Source organism: Acidovorax sp. KNOB132 (assembly GCF_057541515.1).
Genome location: NZ_BAAJYT010000001.1, coordinates 83,424 through 102,013, shown reverse-complemented (window position 1 = coordinate 102,013; position 18,590 = coordinate 83,424). Strand labels below are relative to the sequence as shown.

At 66.5% G+C, this 18,590-nt stretch carries 17 protein-coding genes and 2 pseudogenes; 14 read left to right on the top strand and 5 right to left on the bottom strand.

Annotated features, from left to right (window positions below; all coding sequences use genetic code 11):
- Positions 1-36: 36 nt before the first annotated feature.
- The 5 genes from AC27IO_RS00525 to AC27IO_RS00505 all read right to left on the bottom strand — a co-directional run bounded on the left by AC27IO_RS00525 (position 37) and on the right by AC27IO_RS00505 (position 6,974).
- On the bottom strand, positions 37-951 hold the full coding sequence (locus AC27IO_RS00525) for a hypothetical protein (protein ID WP_498736669.1): 915 nt from the start codon (positions 949-951) through the stop codon (positions 37-39).
- Positions 952-1,271: 320 nt separating this feature from the next.
- Positions 1,272-2,006, bottom strand: coding sequence for a hypothetical protein (locus tag AC27IO_RS00520; protein ID WP_498736667.1), 735 nt, complete (start codon positions 2,004-2,006; stop codon positions 1,272-1,274).
- A 200-nt stretch (positions 2,007-2,206) separates the two neighbouring features.
- Entirely contained in the window at positions 2,207-3,703 is a 1,497-nt protein-coding gene (locus AC27IO_RS00515) for an HlyD family type I secretion periplasmic adaptor subunit (RefSeq protein WP_498736683.1), read from the bottom strand.
- A gap of 26 nt (positions 3,704-3,729) precedes the next feature.
- Complete coding sequence (locus tag AC27IO_RS00510) at positions 3,730-5,937, bottom strand: type I secretion system permease/ATPase (RefSeq protein ID WP_498736681.1); 2,208 nt, start codon at positions 5,935-5,937, stop codon at positions 3,730-3,732.
- Between the two features lie 371 nt (positions 5,938-6,308).
- Positions 6,309-6,974 carry a LuxR C-terminal-related transcriptional regulator gene (locus AC27IO_RS00505; protein ID WP_498736665.1) on the bottom strand — a complete coding sequence of 222 codons (666 nt, stop codon included), beginning with the start codon at positions 6,972-6,974 and terminating at the stop codon, positions 6,309-6,311.
- Positions 6,975-7,228: 254 nt separating this feature from the next.
- Here AC27IO_RS00505 and AC27IO_RS00500 point away from each other — a divergent pair, with 254 nt between their 5' ends.
- The 14 genes and pseudogenes from AC27IO_RS00500 (at position 7,229) to AC27IO_RS00435 (ending at position 18,460) form a co-directional block, all read left to right on the top strand.
- Entirely contained in the window at positions 7,229-7,804 is a 576-nt protein-coding gene (locus AC27IO_RS00500) for an RNA polymerase sigma factor (RefSeq protein WP_498736663.1), read from the top strand.
- Positions 7,785-8,864, top strand: coding sequence for a FecR family protein (locus AC27IO_RS00495; protein WP_498736661.1), 1,080 nt, complete (start codon positions 7,785-7,787; stop codon positions 8,862-8,864). The genes AC27IO_RS00500 and AC27IO_RS00495 overlap by 20 nt, the downstream gene beginning before the upstream one ends.
- A gap of 117 nt (positions 8,865-8,981) precedes the next feature.
- Positions 8,982-9,359, top strand: a complete 378-nt coding sequence (locus AC27IO_RS00490) for a hypothetical protein (RefSeq protein ID WP_498736659.1) — start codon at positions 8,982-8,984, stop codon at positions 9,357-9,359.
- A 309-nt stretch (positions 9,360-9,668) separates the two neighbouring features.
- A complete protein-coding gene (locus AC27IO_RS00485; RefSeq protein WP_498736657.1) occupies positions 9,669-10,070 on the top strand; it encodes a DUF2628 domain-containing protein in 402 nt (133 codons plus the stop codon).
- Positions 10,071-10,408: 338 nt separating this feature from the next.
- On the top strand, positions 10,409-11,311 hold the full coding sequence (locus AC27IO_RS00480) for a hypothetical protein (protein ID WP_498736655.1): 903 nt from the start codon (positions 10,409-10,411) through the stop codon (positions 11,309-11,311).
- 57 nt (positions 11,312-11,368) lie between these two features.
- Positions 11,369-11,614, top strand: a complete 246-nt coding sequence (locus tag AC27IO_RS00475; protein WP_498736653.1) for an AlpA family transcriptional regulator — start codon at positions 11,369-11,371, stop codon at positions 11,612-11,614.
- Between the two features lie 26 nt (positions 11,615-11,640).
- Positions 11,641-12,492: a ParA family protein gene (locus AC27IO_RS00470; RefSeq protein ID WP_498736679.1), complete on the top strand. Its 852-nt coding sequence runs from the start codon at positions 11,641-11,643 to the stop codon at positions 12,490-12,492.
- Positions 12,476-12,709 carry a hypothetical protein gene (locus tag AC27IO_RS00465; protein WP_498736651.1) on the top strand — a complete coding sequence of 78 codons (234 nt, stop codon included), beginning with the start codon at positions 12,476-12,478 and terminating at the stop codon, positions 12,707-12,709. Before AC27IO_RS00470 ends, AC27IO_RS00465 begins: the two co-directional genes overlap by 17 nt.
- Entirely contained in the window at positions 12,709-14,355 is a 1,647-nt protein-coding gene (locus tag AC27IO_RS00460) for a ParB family protein (protein WP_498736649.1), read from the top strand. Before AC27IO_RS00465 ends, AC27IO_RS00460 begins: the two co-directional genes overlap by 1 nt.
- Positions 14,356-14,368: 13 nt before the next feature.
- The gene (locus AC27IO_RS00455) at positions 14,369-14,929 is read left to right on the top strand and encodes a DUF2857 domain-containing protein (RefSeq protein WP_274340464.1); all 561 of its coding nucleotides are present in this window, start codon (positions 14,369-14,371) and stop codon (positions 14,927-14,929) included.
- A gap of 4 nt (positions 14,930-14,933) precedes the next feature.
- Positions 14,934-16,193, top strand: coding sequence for an STY4528 family pathogenicity island replication protein (locus AC27IO_RS00450; RefSeq protein WP_498736647.1), 1,260 nt, complete (start codon positions 14,934-14,936; stop codon positions 16,191-16,193).
- 355 nt (positions 16,194-16,548) lie between these two features.
- Positions 16,549-17,404, top strand: a pseudogene (locus AC27IO_RS00445) (PFL_4669 family integrating conjugative element protein).
- Positions 17,401-17,941 (top strand): annotated as a pseudogene (locus AC27IO_RS00440) (DUF3158 family protein). The pseudogenes AC27IO_RS00445 and AC27IO_RS00440 overlap by 4 nt, the downstream one beginning before the upstream one ends.
- 132 nt (positions 17,942-18,073) lie before the next feature.
- The gene (locus AC27IO_RS00435; protein WP_274340461.1) at positions 18,074-18,460 is read left to right on the top strand and encodes a single-stranded DNA-binding protein; all 387 of its coding nucleotides are present in this window, start codon (positions 18,074-18,076) and stop codon (positions 18,458-18,460) included.
- Positions 18,461-18,590 lie beyond the last annotated feature (130 nt).

Below are 18,590 nucleotides of genomic sequence, written 5' to 3'. Positions count from 1 at the left end.
ATTTCACATAGGTTTGGATTTCGTTGGCCATTTTAATTACCTTGCTTTGGCTTCAAGATTTGATCGACAAAAAAAACGGGTTGGCGCGCGCTCAGCCCATCCTTTATTCTCTGGACAAGTGACTGCAAAACGCCAAGGCTGGCGATTACCTGCGTGACTACCAAAACCAGGCTCGAAGGAATACCAGGTTTTCTTGGCAATCAATTCCTGCGTCTTTGTATCCGTAATCATCACGGTGGTGCCTGCGATCCAATACTCACGATCGGCGGGGTTGATGATGTTCTCGAAGGAAACGGCGTAACGTGCAGGTGCTTTGGTCAATAAATCTTTTGACATCTCTGAAGAAGGCGGATTTTTCAAGCGATACCTGTATATACCGTCATCTTCTTTGACATCTATATAAGAATAACCTTGAGTGACAAGATAATTTCTAGCACTTTTGGAGTATGTATTGAGAACACCTCGTTCAGGAGGCGACTGTTGATGCTCCCATTCAAGAAAAGATCGAATGTAAGAATCACCTCCATATTGCTGCGCCAAGCCCGCATCCGGCCAATAGGGATCTGAATTTCTTTCACTCATGTCCGATCCACGCACATTCGTTAATAGAACGCCATCAACCCCCTCGACCGTCCGATTAATCTTTTCCTCCGCACTTTTGCATCGTTCGTCGAAAATCGCCTTCCCCTTGGCGTAACGCTCTTTCATCTGCTGCTGAGTCAAGGCATTGTTTTTTCGGGCTTCCTCGGCGGCAAGGCGCCGTGGCTTGCCGACCAGCGCGATATAGCCCCAGATCAGCCCACCCGCGAATAACACCACGACCCATAGCGCCCCCTTCTGCCTTCCCCTGGGTGATTTGTTGAAAAGAAAAACCAGCAACATGCAGAAAACGAATGCCCCGCAAATCACCCCGAGGATGAGTTTGAAAATATCGTTGGCATCGAAAGTCATGCCGGACTCCTTGAATCAAATGCGTTTTTTGCCATAGCCCGACTTCCCTGCCGGCCGTTTGAATGCGTCGAAGCGCTCATCGTCATTCCCTGGGTTCGATTATCTGAATCCAATTGCACTGATGCCTAGTGCTGATTGCCTTGATTGCTACTCTTTCCATAGCAAACCAGTGGTTGCCGGCTCTGCCGCGCTTTCGCTGGCATGCCCGTATCGCATCGCTCACTGTTTTTCCCTTTCTTCCTTGGTTTCTTGAGTCAAATCGTGGTGGCGCGTGCAGCGCTTGGACACGCTGGTCGACACTCCGATGCCCACGACGGCTATCACGCCCCCACGGCGATCGCCTGATTCCACAACACCGCCTGGGTCGCCGAAGCCGTTGCCGCCGTCCCCATCGCCGATGGCGCAAAGCCCGCCATGGCCTGCAGCAATTGCTGTGCGCTGCCTTCCAGTGCCAGCGCGAGGGGCTGCTCCAATGCGCTGCCCATGGAGGGCGACCACTCCAGCGGCTTGGTCGTTCCTGCACCGTCCGCCACATCCGACAGCTGCATCGGCTTGTTGGACTCGAAGATCGCCAGCGCTTCGCTGTCGGTCGTATAGGGACGGGTGCTTTCCATGCTTGCTTCGCCCGCCGACCACTCCAGCGGCTTGGTGCGCTCTGAGAGCGTTGCGTCCTGTGCTGCGTCCACGCCCAACTCGTAAGCGTAGGGGCGCATGCTCTCCACGCTGACGATGGTCTGCGAAGCCACCTCGGAGGCAACTCGTTCGCCCAGCACGCCGTTCTGGCCACGCGAGTGCAACGCCTCCAGGTTCCATTGCACGGTGTCTGCCGCAGTGGCCGTCGCCTGTGCCATAGCGGCCTGCGTCAGCCGCGCTCCCTGCGCGGCGGCAGAGAGCGCGGGTGCGGCAGCGGTGCCGCCAGCAGGAAGCACCATCGCGCTGGCGACCTCCGCCGCAAGGGTGGATTCGGCATAGCTTTCCTTCCAGGGCGTCACTCCCTGGGTGCCCTGGAAGCGCCACGAAACGGCGGGGGCGTTCTGGTTGTTGTTGCTGCTCATCGGGATTCCTTTCGTTTTCAATGGATCTGTCAATGGATCTGTAAAACCCACGCCCATCGCTTCACAGCCGCGGCTGTGCGATGGCTCGCAGGAGGTGTTTCGTGGTGCGGCCACGCTGTGCTGCCTGTGCCACGTTGGAAGGCGGCGAGTGGCAACCGACTACGGTCCCGTGCGCCGCACTGATCGCGCCAGTTGTGCCGTCAGCGTTCCCTCAAACTCTCGCTGCCCGCCCGCTGGATCGGGCTGAGCAGGTACTCGATGACCCGCCGCTGCCCGGTCTTGATCTCCGCCGTCAGGTTCATCCCCGGCGCCAGCCGGATCGCCTTGCCGTCGACGTCGATGTGGCTCTGGTTCAAGGTGATGAGCGCCGGGAAGATCGCGCCGCGCTTTTCGTCGGTGACCGCGTCCTGCGTCACCTTGTCCACCGTGGCCTTCACGGTGCCGTAGCGGGTGAACGGGAAAGTCTCCAGCTTGATGGCGACCTCCTGCCCAGGCGCCACGAAACCGATGTCCTTGTTTTCCAGCGTCACCTCGGCGCTCACGCCGGCGCTGTCGGGCACGATCACCATCAGCGCCTGGGCTTCGGTGACCACCCCGCCTTCGGTGTGGGCGGCCAGTTGCTGCACGGTGCCGGCCACAGGCGCCGTGAGCGTGGCAAGCCGCTCGCGCTGGGTGGCCTTGGCCAGTTCCTGGCCCGATTGCTGGCGCTTCAAGTCCGCCTGCGCCTGGCGATCGCTCAACGCGCGGCGGGTTTCGGCCAGGTAGGCGCCACGGGCCTGCTCGGCCTCGCGCAGGGCGGCCTGGGCCTCTTGCAGCCGGGCCTGCTGGGTGGCCAGGTCCCGCTCCTGTTCGATGCGCTCGCGCGTGCGGTCCTGGTTGGCGTGGCCCGACACGAAGCCTTGGTTGGCCAGGGCCTTGAAGTCCTGCTCGCGCTGGCGCGCGATGGGCACGGTGGCCTCCAGCTTGCCGATCATGGCGTGCACAGTGGCCATCTCCGCCTGGCGGCGCTGGCGTTCTGCGGCCAGCTTGGCCAAGCGCGCGGTGATGTCGCTCCACTCGGCAGCCAATTGGGCATTGGCCTCGGTGAGTTCTTCTTTGCTCCACTCGCCGGGCACGTCTTTCGCCGTCAAGCGGTTGGCCAACGCCAACCCGCCCGTGCTGATTCGATCTGGATTCGACAGCAGGTACTGGAGTGTGCGGCTGCGCACCCATTCCGAATCCGCGGACCGCCGTGCTTCGTGGAAGCTGGCCTTGTCGGCCCGCGCGGCGGTGGGGTCCAGCTCCAGCAGGGGCTGGCCGGCCTGCACGTGGTCGCCGTCCTTGACCAGGATGCGACGGATGACGCTGTTCTCCAGTGGCTGCACGAGCTTGGTGCGGTCGCTCACGATGACCCGCCCGGGCGCCACGGCCACGATGTCGATCTTGCCGAAGATGGCCCACAGCAGCGCGATCACGAACAGTGCCATCAGCACGAAGGCGATGCGCCGGGGGGCCGGGTGAACCGGTGTTTCCTGCAGGCTCAACGCGGCGGGCAAAAAGGCCTGCTCGTCCGCCAGGCGCGAAGGGCCCGCCAGTTCGGCCCGGTGTGCCCAGGCGGCACGAAAGACGGCGCGGTAGCGACCCAGCAGTTCGATGCCGGGATGGCGCTGCTTCTGGGGTTGGGCAGGTGGCACCTTCCCAGGGGCATCCGAAGGCATGGCGGCGCTGGGGATCACGGTGTCCGTCATGCGATCGCTCCTTCGGCAGCGGGAGCGGCTTGGCTGCCGTCCTGCATGCGCCACAGGTGGGCATACAGGCCCTGCTGGCGCTGGATGAGCGCATCGTGGGGGCCGGCCTCGACGATCCGCCCCTTGTCCATCACGATGATGCGGTTCGCATGCCGCACGGCGCTCAGGCGGTGGGCGATGATGAGCACGGTGCGCCCTTGGCAGATGTGCGCCATGTTGCGCTGGATGATGGCCTCGCTCTCGTAGTCGAGCGCGCTGGTGGCTTCGTCCAGGATGAGGATGCGGGGGTTGGTGAACAGGGCCCGCGCGATGGCGATGCGCTGGCGCTGGCCGCCCGACAGGCTGCCGCCCTGCTCGCCCACCAGGGTGTCGTAGCCTTCGGGCAGTTCGCTGATGAAGTCGTGCGCGCCGGCCAGACGGGCGGCGTGCACCACGGCTTCGATGGGTGCTGCGGGGTCGGCGATGGCGATGTTCTCGCGCACGCTGCGGTTGAACAGCAGGTTCTCCTGCAGCACCACGCCCACCTGGCGGCGCAGTTGGGCGGCATCGATGAGGCTGATGTCGATGCCATCGACCAGGATACGGCCCTGCTCCGGTACGTACAGCCGCTGCACTAATTTTGTGAGGGTGCTCTTGCCCGAGCCCGAACGGCCCACGATGCCGATGACCTCCCCAGGCCGCACGTCCAGGCTGACGCCGCCCAGCACGGGCGAGGCCTCAGGCCGGTAGCGAAAGTGCACGCCATCCAGGGTGATGCGGCCCTGGATGGGGGGCAGCTGCGCGGCGCTGGAGGGCGGCACTTCGGTGCGGGTGTTGAGGATGTCGCCCAGGCGCGCCATGGAGATGCCGGTCTGCTGGAAATCGGTCCACAGCTGGGCCATGCGCATGATGGGCTGGGCCACGCGCTGCGCGAACATGTTGAAGGCGACGAACTGGCCCACGGTGAGCTGGTTGTCCATGACGAGGTGGGCCCCGTACCAGAGGGTGGCGGCGTTCACCAATTTGCCGATCAGGTTGACGGCCTCGTGCGCCCAGGCGGCGACGTTCTGCGTCTTGAAGCTGGCGCTGACGTAGGCGGCCAGCTGGTTGTCCCAGCGGCGGGCGAACGAAGGCTCCAGCGCGCTGGCCTTGACGGTCTGGATGCCGGTGACGGTTTCCACGAGCATGGCCTGATTCTCCGCGCCGCGCGCGAACTTGTGGTCCAGCCGGCGACGCAGCACGGGCACGATGGCCAGGCTCAGGCCGAAATACAGCGGAAGGCTGACCAGCACGATCAACGTGAGCGGCACGCTGTAGAACAGCATCACGGCGATGAAAATGACGGAAAACAGCACGTCCAGCACCACGGTGAGGGCGTTGCCGGTCAGGAAGCTGCGGATGTTCTCCAGCTCCCGCACGCGGGCCACCGAATCGCCCACGCGGCGCGCCTGGAAGTACGACAGCGGCAGTTGCATGAGGTGGCGAAACAGCCGCGCGCCCAGTTCCACGTCGATGCGGTTGGTGGTGTGGCTGAAGACGTAGCCGCGCAGGCCGTTCAGCAGGCTCTCGAACACCACCACCACGACCAGACCGATGACCAGCACGTCCAGCGTGGTCACGCCATGGTGGACGAGCACCTTGTCCATCACCACCTGGAAGAACAAGGGGCTGATCAGCGCGAAGAGCTGCAGCATGAAAGAAATCAGCAGCACCTCGCCCAGCAGCTTGCGGTGCTTGACGAGGCTGGGAATGAACCATGAAAAGTCGAACTTGGCCAGCTCGCCCGCCAGGCTGGCGCGGCTGGTGATGAGCAGCAAATCGCCGGTCCAATGCGCAGCGAAGTCTTCCAGGGATTCGATGGTGGGGCGGTTGCCGCCGGGGCCGGCGGAAGGGTCTTGCAGCAGCACACGCTGGCCGTTGCATTGCGCCAGGACGATGGCCCGCACCTCGCCGGCCGCGTTGCGCACCATGGCCAGGGCCGGCAAGGGGCTGAGGGCCAGCCGGTCGGGGGTGGTGACACTGATCTTGGCTTTCAGGCCGATGTGCTTGGCCGCGCGGACCAGATCCTGCATCGTGGCGGTTTCGCTGGGCTGCAAGCCCATCTGGTGCTTCAGCGTGGCAGGATCCGCCGCCACCTGGTGCAGCCGCGCGATGAGGCACAGTGCTGCGAATCCGCCGCCATCAACGGGGCCATGCCGCTCGTTTGCCGAAACAGCGTGCGCCATCCCTGCGGCCACGCCCGCAGGCGCCGCGTGTACTTCTCCCATCCCGAACTTTCCCTGTTTTCGAAGGCGCGGATGCTATGCGACAACGGCGATGAATGGACGTGCTCAAAATTGTTGAACAATCTTCTTTTTTGAAACAATTTGTAATTTGATAGCGTCCCGCCGAATGGGAATCTACGGTTGAGCTGCAAACGCCGCTGACTGCTTGGGAGAGCGATTTCGCACGCTGGCGAGGCCGTTGTGGCGGCGAATCCACAGGCAGCCGTGCCCTCCATCAAAGACGAACAGCGACCGCGCTTCCCCCATCTGCGCACATGCGCGGTGTGCCACCGCCCCTGCGATAGCGCTGTCCGCACAAGAACAGCCGCGCGCTAGTCGCGCGCGGATGGAAACACCACCCTCTCCTCCACCCAGCCGTACTGCTGCGCCATTCGTACCAACGCCACGTTGTGTCGGATGCCGAGTTTTGCGCGCAGTCGCGCCTTGTAGGTCGCCACCGTCTTCGCGTCGATGCCCAGTCGCGCGGCCACCTCCTTGTGCCGCAGTCCCTGCACCAGCAGCCAGGCGACCTCCATCTCGCGCGGTGAAAGCACATCGAATGGCGTTTCCTCGCCTCGCGCTGCCTCCAGCGCCAGGCGATTGGCAATTGATCGCCCGAGGTAGCTCCGCCCCAGCGACGCTTCTCGCACTGCACGCAGGAGGTCGCGCACTTCGCTGCCCAGGGCAATGAAACCGCAGGCGCCCGCCTGCAGCATGCGCCGGGGCCAGGGTCCGTCCTCCAACTCGGACAGGATCACCATGCGCGGCCCGCGCCCTGGGCGCTCCACCAGGTGCGGGAGGATCTGCATCGCGCCGCTGTCCGGCAGGTTGACGTCGCAGATCACGACGTCCGGCCGCAGGCGCCGGATCTGCGGCAGCGCTTCCTGCCCGGTGCCCGCATCGCCCTTCACGAGGATGTCCGGCTCTCGGGACAGGATCATGTGCAAGCCGGTGCGCACCAGCGCGTGCCGCACGATCAGGTAGGTCTTGATGTCCATCTCGTTTTCCGTGCGTCTGGCGCCTTCATTGCCTGGACGCAATGGCAGGCATTCTGCCAATGCAGGCTCCATGGCACCGGGATGCGCAGGGTGCGTTCCACTGACCTATGGCCGACCGCACCCACGTGTCGTGGATACCGTCAAAGCACGCTGCCCTCTCTTGTTCAAGACGAGCAGGCAGGACGCTTCCCTACCGACGGTCCATGCGGCAGCGAAGGGATGCCAGCCGCGAGCCATTGCGCTACTGTTACTGCATGTCCCGCGAAATCGACGACTGGTTCGTCCAGCACATCCTGGTCCACGAAGCCGAACTGGTCGCCTATCTGCGACGATGCTGGCCGAATCCGCAAGACGTGCACGACCTGCGCCAGGAGGTGTATGCGCGCGTCTACGAGTCCGCGCTGAAGGGACTGCCCGATGCACCGCGGGGCTTCCTTTTCGGCACCGCACACCACCTGGTCACGGATCGCATCCGCCGCAGCCGTGTCGTCTCCATCGAGGCAGTGGGTGATCCGGACTCGTTGCGCGTCTTGATAGATGAGTGCACTCCCGAGCGCTGGATGGGCGGCCGACAGCTGCTGTCGCGCCTGGTGCATGCATTCGACCAACTGCCGGACCGCTGCCGCGACGTGGTATGGCTGCGCCGCGTCCAGGAACTGTCGCAGAGGGAGGTCGCCGTGCAATTGGGGATCAGCGAGAAGACCGTCGAGAAGCACATGGCCAAGGGCGTGCGCCTGCTGGCCGAGCACTACCATGGCTCAGCCGCATTGCCGCCCAAGGCACCAGCCGGAGCCCGCAGACCGTTGCGCGATGGACAGCAGGGAGATTGAAGAGCAGGCCGCGCGGTGGCTGACGCGGCGCGAGAGCGGGCCGTGGGACGCGGATACGCAATCCGATCTCGATGCCTGGCTGCAGACGATCACGCACCGCGTCGCCTTCCTGCGCCTGGAAGCGGCCTGGCGCGACGCCGAACGGCTCAAGGCGGTGGCCGCCGGCCTGCCGCCGCGCACGAGCCCGCCGCGGGGCATGCCGACCGGTCTGCCGGCGGTGACCTCCGCGGCCATCGATCCGCCACCCTCCGACGAGCGATGGTCCGAACTGCGCTTCGCTCCCGTCCGTCCTCCCGCTGCCCGGACACGGCGCCGCACGATGCTCGCGCTCGGCGTCACGATGGTGGCCGGCGCGATGGTCGCGACTGTCGCCATGGCACCGCTGCATCGCCCACCGGCCCCTGGCCCGGCCCGCCAGGTCTATGAGAGTGCACCCGGCGCGCTGCACGCGGTGGCCCTGGCCGATGGCTCGCGCTCTACGCTGGGTGGCGATACCCGCATCGATGTCGATTTGCGCCGCGCCGAGCGCCACGTCGAACTCCGGCACGGCGAAGCGATCTTCGACGTTGCCAAGGACCCGGCGCGGCCTTTCGTGGTGCAGGCGGGTGCACGGCGCATCGTGGCCGTGGGCACGCGTTTTTCCGTGCGCCGCGATGCCGCAGCGTTGCGGGTCGTCGTCACCGAGGGCACCGTTCGGCTGGAAACGGATCCGGCCGGGGGGCATCGCGAGCCGTCCATCCTCATGCCTGCCGGCAGCATCGCCGTCGCCCAAGCGCAGGGCGTGCGGGTGCAGACGGCCAGCCTGGACGAGGCAGAACATCAGCTGGAATGGCGCTCGGGCTACCTCACCTTCACCGACACACCGCTGGGACAGGTCGTCGCCGAGTTCAACCGTTTCAGCCGCGAGCCGCTGGTCCTTGCGGACCCGAAGCTGGAACAGCTTCGCATCGGCGGGCATTTCAGCTGGAGGGATGCGCAAGGCTTCGCACGGCTGCTGGAACGCAGCTACCCGTTGCGCGCGGAAACCCGCGATGGGAAGGTGATCCTTCACGCGCGCTGACACGCATGGGGGATGGGTTGCGCTCGTTCGTCTTTTAGTAGGTGACCCGCGCCGCGTGCGCCATCGCAACCCACTCAAGGACAGACCATGCAGATAAGCCGCCCCACTTCCCTCACCGTGATCGCGTGGCTGCTGATCGCTTCCTGCGCCATTTCCCTGATCGGCTTCATCGCATCCCATGGCAATGCGGCGACCGAGGACATCATGCGCAAGAGCGTGTTGCCACTGTCCGTCCAGTACGCGATCGGCTACTTCGGCCTTGGCGTGCAACTGGCCTGCGCCTTCGCAATCTTGAAAGCGCGCGCGTGGGGCCGGTCCCTCTATGTGGGCTGGGGAATTCTCGGGATGGTGATCGGATTCGCCACATCACCCATGAAGCTCGCACTGATTCCCGGCGCGCTGCTCTTTGCCATCGTGGCGTTCTTCCTGTACCGGCCCGCTGCCAGCGCCTTTTTCGAGCGCGGCATGCTGGGCACCCGCGTCGGCAACGCCTGACGCCATCGCACCAGCCCACGCAGGGCCCGCGCTGGTCCGCGGCGAACAACGATGTCCCGCCGCGATTTCGTGAGCAAACGTATCAGCGCCGCATTGCGCGCGGTCGGTCTTTGTTTCGTGATCCGACGGTGCGTTCGCGGATCTTCCCGGCTCAGGCAGCCGCTCTCGGCGAGCCCCTTCCGAAGACGACCACACGATTGGGCGGAAGCTACCGCACGAATGCAGGCGCCCGTTACCGCACAGGCAGCCGGGATCGCGCAACGCGACGCACCCCTCCAATTCCCTGACCAACACAAGGCCCAAGCCCCGATGAGCGAAGCAGTTCAGGACTACTCGCAGTACAGCCCCACCTGGCAGTTCCGCTTCAACTTCTATGATCGCCACGGCGAACCGAAGTCTGCGACCTTCAAGACCGCAATGAAATCCAAGGAGCTGTCCTTGGGCACGAAGATCAAGATGAACATGAACTTCTACGCGTTCCTGTTCGGGTTCATCTACTTCTTCATCCTCGGGCTCTGGCGCAAGGCCCTGGTTCTGATCGGCCTGTCGCTGGCCGTGGCCGCTTTGAGCCTGTGTCTGCCGGACTATGCGCTGCGTGCCTTCGGCATGGCGTACTCGCTGCTTGTGGGCATGACGGCCAACTACGCGTACTACCTGGATCGGGTCAAGGGCAGCACCAGCTGGAATCCGTTCGAAGGCGTGCGCTGGTGAAGTGAGCCCCCCGTCGCGCGGCTTGATCCAACCCACCCGCCCCGCCTTGGGCGCAGTGTGCAAGGCAGACAGCACAAGCCGTTACACGGAACCCACTGGCGGGGGATTTACCGCGCGGACGCCGGCAAAGATTCTATCTAGTGGAACAAGCAGCGGGTACGGCTCCGACGCCAATCGATCGAACCTGCTGCGAAACCGCTTTTTTCCCGCAGTTCGGACTCTGACAAGCCAAGCATTTGAGGGGGGATGAAGTGGGGCGACGGACGCCCGCACTTCAGAAAAATGAGCGCGCTCGCGCAACAGGGGGGAGGCAGGAGTTCGCAAAGGAGTTGCGACAGATGCTCTCGACACAAGAAGGCCCTTCAAGCCCACTGTGCAAAGTCTATTACCGCCCGATCGAAGCCGCCATCCGGTGGAGTGGTCTGCACCGCCACGAACCTGCGATCCTGAACACCCTGCGCGGACGACAGACGCCCACCGCCCAGGATTTCCCGCGATGGCCCGCGCTGCGCCTGAACGCCGAGCGCATCTACGACGCGATCCTCAACGATGAGTTGCCGCATGGGCGCAACGGCATCACCACACGCAGCGCCTATCGCTGCAGCTGCGAGGGCAGCGCCGACCGCATCGACCAGGGCGATGTGACCGTCCGGCACCTGGATCTGCGGACGTGGATGCAGCGCTGCTATCCCGGCGAGCGGCCCCGGTTCCTGTTCACGGCCGCCGAGCGCGCCACGCACCCGGTCATCACCGTGGAAGCTGGCCAGGCCCTGCTCACGGAGCGGGCGGCCCTGCACGCGCTCTTGCGCCAGTGCCAGCAGCAGAACCGCATCCTCCAGGCGAGCTACAACGGCCTGGTGGCCCGGCAGTCCGCGGCCCCTGCGGTCGCGCCGGCACCGGCACCGGCACCGGCGCCGGACCTGGCCGCAGCGCAGGCCCCCTCCAGCACCATGGCGATCAGCCACCGCGCAGACACGACCTACCTCAACATCATCGGCGCGCTGCTCGCCTTGCTTCTGGGCGATGCGCCCTCGGGCAAACCGTACTCGGCGTTTCGCACACAGGAAGCGATCATCAGCGCGATGCTGGCCTACCACGGCGGGCTCATGGGCCTGACCGAGCGCACGCTGCAGTCCAAGTTCGCCCAGGCCAAGCGGCAGGTCGCTGCACGCCATCCACCCCCTGCGCAAGGCCGTATGTGCGGTCCGGAAAACCGCATTTGCGGTGTTCAAGCGAAGTAAGGGCGATTCCACTGGCCCCTGTCCGCACAACGCCAGCGAGCGTCAGGAATGGCCACCATGTCTTTGCAGAGCACACCACCGGGGAACACGCCCACCGCACCCACCACCACGTCCGCAACGCAATCCAACCGCCGCATCCTGCGCCGCGCGGCGGTCGAAGCCCGGACCGGCTTCAAACGCGCCCACATCTACAGCCTGATGAAGGACAAGAAGTTCCCCCAGCGCGTGAGGCTGGGTGTGCGCGCGGTCGGCTGGTACGAGGATGAAATCGACCAGTGGCTCGCCGGCCGGGAACGCGCATGACCGGCACGTTCAGCCGCGCGCACGCGATGCAGGTCGTCTCGATCATTTCGACCAAAGGCGGCGTCGGCAAGACCACGACGGCAGCCAACCTGGGCGGATTCATGGCCGACGCCGGCCTGCGCGTGCTGCTGCTGGACCTGGACATTCAGCCCACCCTCTCGAGCTACTTCCCGCTCGATCGGCGTGCGGCCGGCGGCATCTACGAATTGCTCGCCTTCAACGCGCAGGACCTCGGCGTGCTCGTCTCGCGCACCGCCGTCAGGGGCCTGAACCTGGTGCTGTCCAATGACGCGCAGGGCCAACTGAATACGCTGCTGCTGCATGCGGCCGATGGTCGGCTGCGGCTGCGCAACCTGCTCGGACTCTTTCGGCCGCACTACGACCTGCTGCTCATCGACACGCAGGGCGCGCGCAGCGTGCTGCTGGAGATGGCCGTGCTGGCCTCGGACCTGTCGCTGTCTCCGGTCACGCCGGAGATCCTCGCCGCGCGCGAGCTGCAGCGCGGCACCCTGAACCTGATGGAGGAGATCGCACCGTACCGCCACTTGGGGATCGAGCCACCGCCCCTGCGCCTGCTCATCAACCGGGTCCACCCGGTCTCGGCCAACGCACGGCAGATCCAGCAGGCGCTGCGCGGCATCTTCCAACAGCGCCCCGGCATCCAGGTGCTGGACACCGCGATCCCGGCGATCGAGGCATATCCGAAAGCCGCGCTGCGCGGCCTGCCGGTGCACCGCGTCGAGTCCCGGCGTCCGCACGGGCGCTCGGCGCCCGCCGCGCTGGAGAGCCAGCGCGCGTTGGCGAGCGAACTGTTCCCGCAGTGGCGCGACCGCTTCGAGCAGGTCACAGGGAAGCCGATCCATGCCCGCGCGAACTGATCCGTCCGCTCGCCGCACGGCGCTGCAGCGGCTGGTGGCGTTCGCCCGCGGCGAAGGCTGGGAGCTCGTGGCCAACGCGGGTGGCTTCCCGCGGCTGTGCAAGGCAGGCCTGCCGGCCATCCACCTGGGCGTGCCGGATGACCCGGGCACCCTGGTTCGCACCGACAAGCGACGGGCTGTATGCGACACGCGCCCCGATGGGCAGGGGAGGCCGTGATGGCGCACGGCAAGGATGCAGACATTGCCGGCCAGCTCCTGGCCGAGACCTTCCAGCGCAGCGGCCCCGCCGCCGACGCGCTGACCGACCCCATCGCCGACACCCCCATGGTGGTCACGCTGGACCAGTTGCGCCCCTACAACCTGAACCCTCGCGTCACGGTCAATCCTCTCTATGCCGAGATCAAGGCCTCCATCCGCGAGCGCGGTCTCGATGCGGCGCCCGCGATCACACGCCGGCCCGGCGAGGCCCACTACACCATCCGCAACGGCGGCAACACGCGGCTGGCGATCCTGCGCGAGCTATGGGCCGAGACCAAGGACGAGCGGTTTTTCCGCATTCCCTGCCTGTTCCGGCCCTGGCCCGTCCGAGGCGAAATCATCGCCCTCACCGGCCATCTGGCCGAGAACGAACTGCATGGGAGCCTGACCTTCATCGAGCGTGCGCTCGGCGTGGAGAAGGCCCGCGAACTCTACGAACAGGAGAATGGCGGCAAGCCGATGACGCAGGCGGAGCTGGCGCGGCGCCTGGCGGCCGATGGCTACCCCGTGCCACAGCCCCACATCAGCCGGATGCGAGACGCCGTGCAGTACCTGTTGCCCGCGATTCCCTCGCTCCTCTACGCGGGCTTGGGGCGCCACCAAGTGGAGCGGCTGTCGCTGCTTCGCAAGGCCGGCGAGCACGCCTGGGCGCAGCGCGCGATCGCGCAGGCGACGACGATGGAATTCGCGGACCTGTTCCAGGAAGTGCTCTCGGGCTTCGATGCACTGCCGGACGGTTTCTCCTACGAGCGCGTGCAGGACGAATTGATCGGGCAGATGGCGCAGTGGCTGGAGGCGGACTACGACACGCTGGCCCTGGACATCGCCGGTGTGGAGAGCCGCCAGCGGGCCCTGCTGAGCATACCCGCACCCTCGCCGAGCCCGGGCGGCGTGGTAGCGCCTGCATCGCAGGCAGCGGCCTCCACGCGCCCTGAAACGCCTCCTGCAGCGCCCCGCGCGCCGTCCGATCCCACCCCGCGCGCCGCCGGCGCACGGGATGCGGAGCATGCCGCCCCCGCCTCGCCCCGCGACACGCCGGATCCGATGGGGGCGCGCGTGCAGGAGCACGTCGTCTCCCCTGCCGCGAGCACCGAGCGCCTGCAATCGCTGCAAAAGCTGGTGGCCGACCACCACGGCGAAGCATCGCCCTCCTTCGCCGACAACGTCGTGCAGGCGATTCCCGTGCAGGCCGGCGGCCTCTATCCCATCTCGGACGTCTGGCGCATCGATCCCGGACTGGACACCCCTGATCGCCTGCGCGTGCACATCGCGCAGTTCGCGCGCGAGATCGCCGCCGAGGGGAGCGCAGCCGACCGCATCGCCGCCACCGACCACGGCCTGGGATTCGCATGCGACGAAGAACCCCCTGCGGTGGCGCCCCTGGCCCACGCCATGCTCGCGCTGCTGCGGGCGCTGGAGGCGAGCTACACGGGACCAGCAACCCCTGCCGCGCCTTGCACGCTGGCCGAGGCACTGACGCCCCTGCTGCGCCACGGCACCGCGCCGCGGCTCAGCGACAGCGGCCTGGTGAAACTGTTTCGCCTGCTGCGGCTGGCACGCCGGCTGGCCGAAGCCGAGGCCGGTACCAAGGCCATGCCCACCTGACCGGCCTGCTGCCATGACCGCACCCCACCCGCTCAACCAGGCCGTGATCGCCCAGGCGCTGCACGACCTGCGCAACGGCCAGCTGCGCCGCGCCCGGTCCATGGGCTTCGGCGATGCCGAGCTGGCCGCGCTCAAGCGGCCCGACCTGGTGAGCGTGCTGCTCAACGCATCGGTGTCGTGGTGTTCGGTCACGGTCAACCGCGAGGTCGTGCGCCGATTGCTCGGCCAGGTGCAGGACGTGGAGCGCGAGATCTCCACGGTGGACCGCATGCTGCGCCTGGGCGCGAGCACGGAGATGGTCAGCACGTTTTATGGCCTGTCGCACCAGGAAGTGGCGCTGCGCCGCGAGATCCTCGGCCTGCCCAAGCGCAAGGGCCGCCACCCGGTGCTGAGCGAGGCGCAGGATGCCGACCTGTGGGCGCGCTGGCGCGCCACCGCGCGCGCGCGTGGCGTCGCGCTCGAAGACGACATGGCGATGCTGGACGTGGGGATGGACCTGGCCCAGGACATGGCCCTCCCGCTGTCGGTCGTATGGGCCGCGATACAGGGCTGGATCGCGCAAGGACTGGTGTAGGGCCATGGCGACGTCGGGGACGCCCCGGCCGGCCGGCCCGCGCCCGCTCTCGGCCGTGCTCGATGACGCCTGGCGGCAGATCCAGGCCCCTTCCCCCTACCCACCCGACGGGGCCGTCCCGTTACCTCCGGCCGCGCCGTCGGCACCCGCGTTTCAGGACGGATTCCTTTACAGCGGCAACCGCCAGGAGAGCGTCCCCCGCGCGCTCTTCTTGGACCGGCGGCTCACGCCGCTGGAGCGCAATGCGTGGCAGGTGTTCCGGATGCAGCTGCAAGGCGATGGACTCACCGCATTGCCCACCTACGAGCAGCTGCGTCCCTATCTGTCGGCCATGCCCTGCGGACCGAAGGCCTCGACCGAAACCGTCGCGCGCGCACTCACGCTGCTGCGGCTCACGCGCTGGCTGAGCCTGGTGCGCCGCCGACGCGACCCGCGCACCGGGCGCATCCTGGGCAACCTGTACGTGCTCCACGATGAACCACTCACGCCGTTCGAGGCGATGCAACTGGACGCTGGCTACCTCGGCCTCGTCAGCCAGGCCCTGACGCACGCCAGCAAGGCCGTGAAGCAAGTCGGCCTGCACGCGCTGCAGGAAATCGCCGAGGACCCGTTGCTCAACGGACGCGTGCTGCCCACGCGGCTGCAAGTGCTCGCCGATCGCCTGGCGCGTGGCGGGATGGACGCCTTGCACGGCACAGAAACTTGTCCACAGGAGGCGCCCTCCCACGAATCCGAAGGCGGTGTCGACGGCCGCCTTCGGATGGCCGATGCCCCTGCTTCGGATTCCGAAGCCGGTCGCCAAACCGCGTCGCAGGCCCCCCTTCGGAATCCGAAGCAGGACCGTACCGTACGTAGTAGTTCTCTCTCAGAAATACGTACGGTACCGCGGGTGCACGCGCGCACGGACCTGCGCCTGCCTGCGCTGTTTCTCCGCTTAAAGGACGAGCAGCAAGCCGGTGCGCTGGTGGCCCTGGAGCAGGTGCCGGCGGCGCAGCGCCAGGCGGTGGTCGACGAGTGGGCCGCACGCTGCCGGGACAGCGCGGTGCGCAGCCCGGCCGGCTACCTGTTCGGCATCATCCAGAAAGCGCTTCGTGGCGAATTCAACGCCTGGGCCGGTGCCAGGGGCGCCACCAACGGCGGCGCACCCGCGACCGCGCCACCACCACCAGCGGCACCACCGCCCCCTGCGGCTCCCAAGCCTGCGAGCCGCGAGGTGGTGCAGGCCCATCTGGACCGGCTGCGGGCCATTCTGCGCGGCCCCTGAGCGGAACGCCATGGCGCTTGGCAGCACCAGACCCAGGGTATCAACGGAACACGCGGCCTTCCCTCGGCACAGGGCGATCGGGAGGCCCCACGGGGCATCGCGCACGCCTGCTCCGAGGCCAGCAGACATACCTGGCGGTCCATGGCACTAGACCCAGGGTATAGGCGGAACACGCGGCCTTCCCTGGCACCTCGCACCGACGAATGCACCAGGGCGAGCCCCGCGCATTCGCACGCGCCAGCGATAGGCGCCAGCCCGCACCAAACAGGCGGCCATGGGCTGCGTTTTGTTCACGGACAGCCTTCCCTGCCTGCGACGACGCTGGCGGCTCGTACATCCCTCAGCGAGTTGTCCCATGGCCGAAGCCTCCAATCCCCCCGCCCTGCAGCTCAATCTCGGATCGCTGCGCAGCGCGATGTCGCTGACGCTGCACACCCACCACGCCTCCCGCATCTGGCATGGCCGCGCCGCCGCCGAAGGACGGCCGGGCATCGTCGGCCTCAACGGCTACATCGCCGTCATGAACAAGATGAAGCGCGGCGCCGAACAGGACGACCCCTATTCCGACTGGTGGATGTTGCGCATCGAGGAGAAGCTCGCGCAGACCGACACCGCCCTGCGGCAATTGCGCGAGCAGGTGGACAGCGCCCTGGCCGACGTGCCGCCCGCCCTGTCGCTGGGAGACAACCTCAACGTGCAGCCCATCCGGCTGCCCCTGTTCGTCAACGCGCAACTCGGCTTCATGGCGGTGTATCTGCTGGCCGACTACGACGAGCTGGCGCGCAAGCTGATCCTGGCGCACCACACGGCACTCATCGACCGCTCGACCCTGGAGCGCTGGCTCAACGAGGGCGCCCATGCCCTGCGCAGCCTTTTTTTCCTTGGCGCAGCAGTACCGCTACTCCGGCTGTACGCGCGACGACTTCGCCGCCAAGAACGCCGCTGCCCGCGCGGCGCTGGAGAAATTCGGCGAACTGCCGCAAGAGGTGCTCGAAGGCACGCGCCGCTCCCGCTATGCGCCACCCATCGTGCGGCGCTCGGCGCCGGCGGCGACAGCGCGCAACAGCAACGTCATTGATGTCGCTGGTGCCGGCGGTAACGACGACGGCGCGATCGCCATCGAGGGCGATGGCCGCGCTATTCAAGGCGCCGCCGAAGGCAGCCCATTGGCCGCACCGGACGGCGAAGATGGCCGAGGCACACCGGCATGACCCACGCATCACCCACCAGCGCACCAAGCCGCCGCTTCGTGCCCCTGGAACAGGCGGACTTCCGCAATCTGCGACAGGCCGGCTCTCTAAAAGGCCTTTTACAGCCTTTTAAAGGTAAGGGACCTTTGACGCTCTGGGCCAGCGAGTGCCACGCGCTGCGGGACGATCTCACCGCCTTGGCGCAGCAGCGCGTGCTGGCGCAAGCGAGCCGGTATCCCTTCCTGCTGCTGCCGGTCCAGCTGGCCCAGCAGACCACTGGCGCAGGCACGCGTTTTTTTGCGCTGGCGCAGCCACGATCGCTCGGCGATGGGCGTGGCGCTGTGGCACGGCCTGATGGAAAACCCCGCAACGCCGGACAGCCTGGTTGACGACCTCTACGCGATGGAGGTCGAGCGCGTGGTGCTGAACATGCAGGTGAGCCTGTTGCACACGCTGGGCCGCCAGGCCCTGGACTGCGCCACCAAGCTGGAGCAAGCCCATGCCTGCCATCTGCGCCGCAAGGGCCTGCCCTCGCACACCGCAGATCTCGCGCCATGAACGCAGCGGCGGCCTGCACGAGGACACACCGCCGCGGCGGGAACCTGCGCCAGACCGGACGCTGGATCGATTCGCGACACCTGCATCGGCGCCTGCCGTGCAGGCCTTTCAACCCACCTGGAGACTGATCCCATGAGCACGTATTTCAGCGGCGAAGGCAACATCGGCTCGCCCCCCGAGTTCGACGAGTATGCCAACGGCAACGACGAGCCGCGCCGCGTCCTGCGCCTGAATGTGTATTTCGACAATCCTGTTCCCAACAAGGACGGCTCGTTCGATGACCGCGGCGGGTACTGGGCGCCGGTGGAGTGGTGGCACCGCGATGCCGAGCACTGGGCCACGCTCTTCGCCAAAGGCATGCGCGTGATGGTCCGCGGCCGCCAGGAGCGCGACGATTGGACCGACAGCGACAACCAGCCGCGGACCACGTACCGGATCAACGCGCGCAGCGTCGGCATCCTGCCCTACCGCCTGGAGTCGGTGGCACTCAGCCCGAAGCCGGGCAGCGCCGGCGATTGAGCCATGCGCAGCGCCACACCGCGGTCGACACCTGCGAATGCGCTGCCTCGAAGGCAGCGCAACGCGGTGGCCGCGGCGTGCGCGTTTTTTGGCTGTGCCGCGCACGCAAGCCCGGAATGCTGATGGCCAT

Bases quoted from the DNA above. Each gene is read 5' to 3' on its own strand.
- AC27IO_RS00525 (WP_498736669.1), bottom strand. From the start codon at position 951: ATGACTTTCGATGCCAACGATATTTTCAAACTCATCCTCGGGGTGATT.
- AC27IO_RS00520 (WP_498736667.1), bottom strand. From the start codon at position 2,006: ATGAGCAGCAACAACAACCAGAACGCCCCCGCCGTTTCGTGGCGCTTC.
- AC27IO_RS00515 (WP_498736683.1), bottom strand. From the start codon at position 3,703: ATGCCTTCGGATGCCCCTGGGAAGGTGCCACCTGCCCAACCCCAGAAG.
- AC27IO_RS00510 (WP_498736681.1), bottom strand. From the start codon at position 5,937: ATGGCGCACGCTGTTTCGGCAAACGAGCGGCATGGCCCCGTTGATGGC.
- AC27IO_RS00505 (WP_498736665.1), bottom strand. From the start codon at position 6,974: ATGGACATCAAGACCTACCTGATCGTGCGGCACGCGCTGGTGCGCACC.
- AC27IO_RS00500 (WP_498736663.1), top strand. From the start codon at position 7,229: ATGTCCCGCGAAATCGACGACTGGTTCGTCCAGCACATCCTGGTCCAC.
- AC27IO_RS00495 (WP_498736661.1), top strand. From the start codon at position 7,785: ATGGACAGCAGGGAGATTGAAGAGCAGGCCGCGCGGTGGCTGACGCGG.
- AC27IO_RS00485 (WP_498736657.1), top strand. From the start codon at position 9,669: ATGAGCGAAGCAGTTCAGGACTACTCGCAGTACAGCCCCACCTGGCAG.
- AC27IO_RS00480 (WP_498736655.1), top strand. From the start codon at position 10,409: ATGCTCTCGACACAAGAAGGCCCTTCAAGCCCACTGTGCAAAGTCTAT.
- AC27IO_RS00475 (WP_498736653.1), top strand. From the start codon at position 11,369: ATGTCTTTGCAGAGCACACCACCGGGGAACACGCCCACCGCACCCACC.
- AC27IO_RS00470 (WP_498736679.1), top strand. From the start codon at position 11,641: ATGCAGGTCGTCTCGATCATTTCGACCAAAGGCGGCGTCGGCAAGACC.
- AC27IO_RS00465 (WP_498736651.1), top strand. From the start codon at position 12,476: ATGCCCGCGCGAACTGATCCGTCCGCTCGCCGCACGGCGCTGCAGCGG.
- AC27IO_RS00460 (WP_498736649.1), top strand. From the start codon at position 12,709: ATGGCGCACGGCAAGGATGCAGACATTGCCGGCCAGCTCCTGGCCGAG.
- AC27IO_RS00455 (WP_274340464.1), top strand. From the start codon at position 14,369: ATGACCGCACCCCACCCGCTCAACCAGGCCGTGATCGCCCAGGCGCTG.
- AC27IO_RS00450 (WP_498736647.1), top strand. From the start codon at position 14,934: ATGGCGACGTCGGGGACGCCCCGGCCGGCCGGCCCGCGCCCGCTCTCG.
- AC27IO_RS00435 (WP_274340461.1), top strand. From the start codon at position 18,074: ATGAGCACGTATTTCAGCGGCGAAGGCAACATCGGCTCGCCCCCCGAG.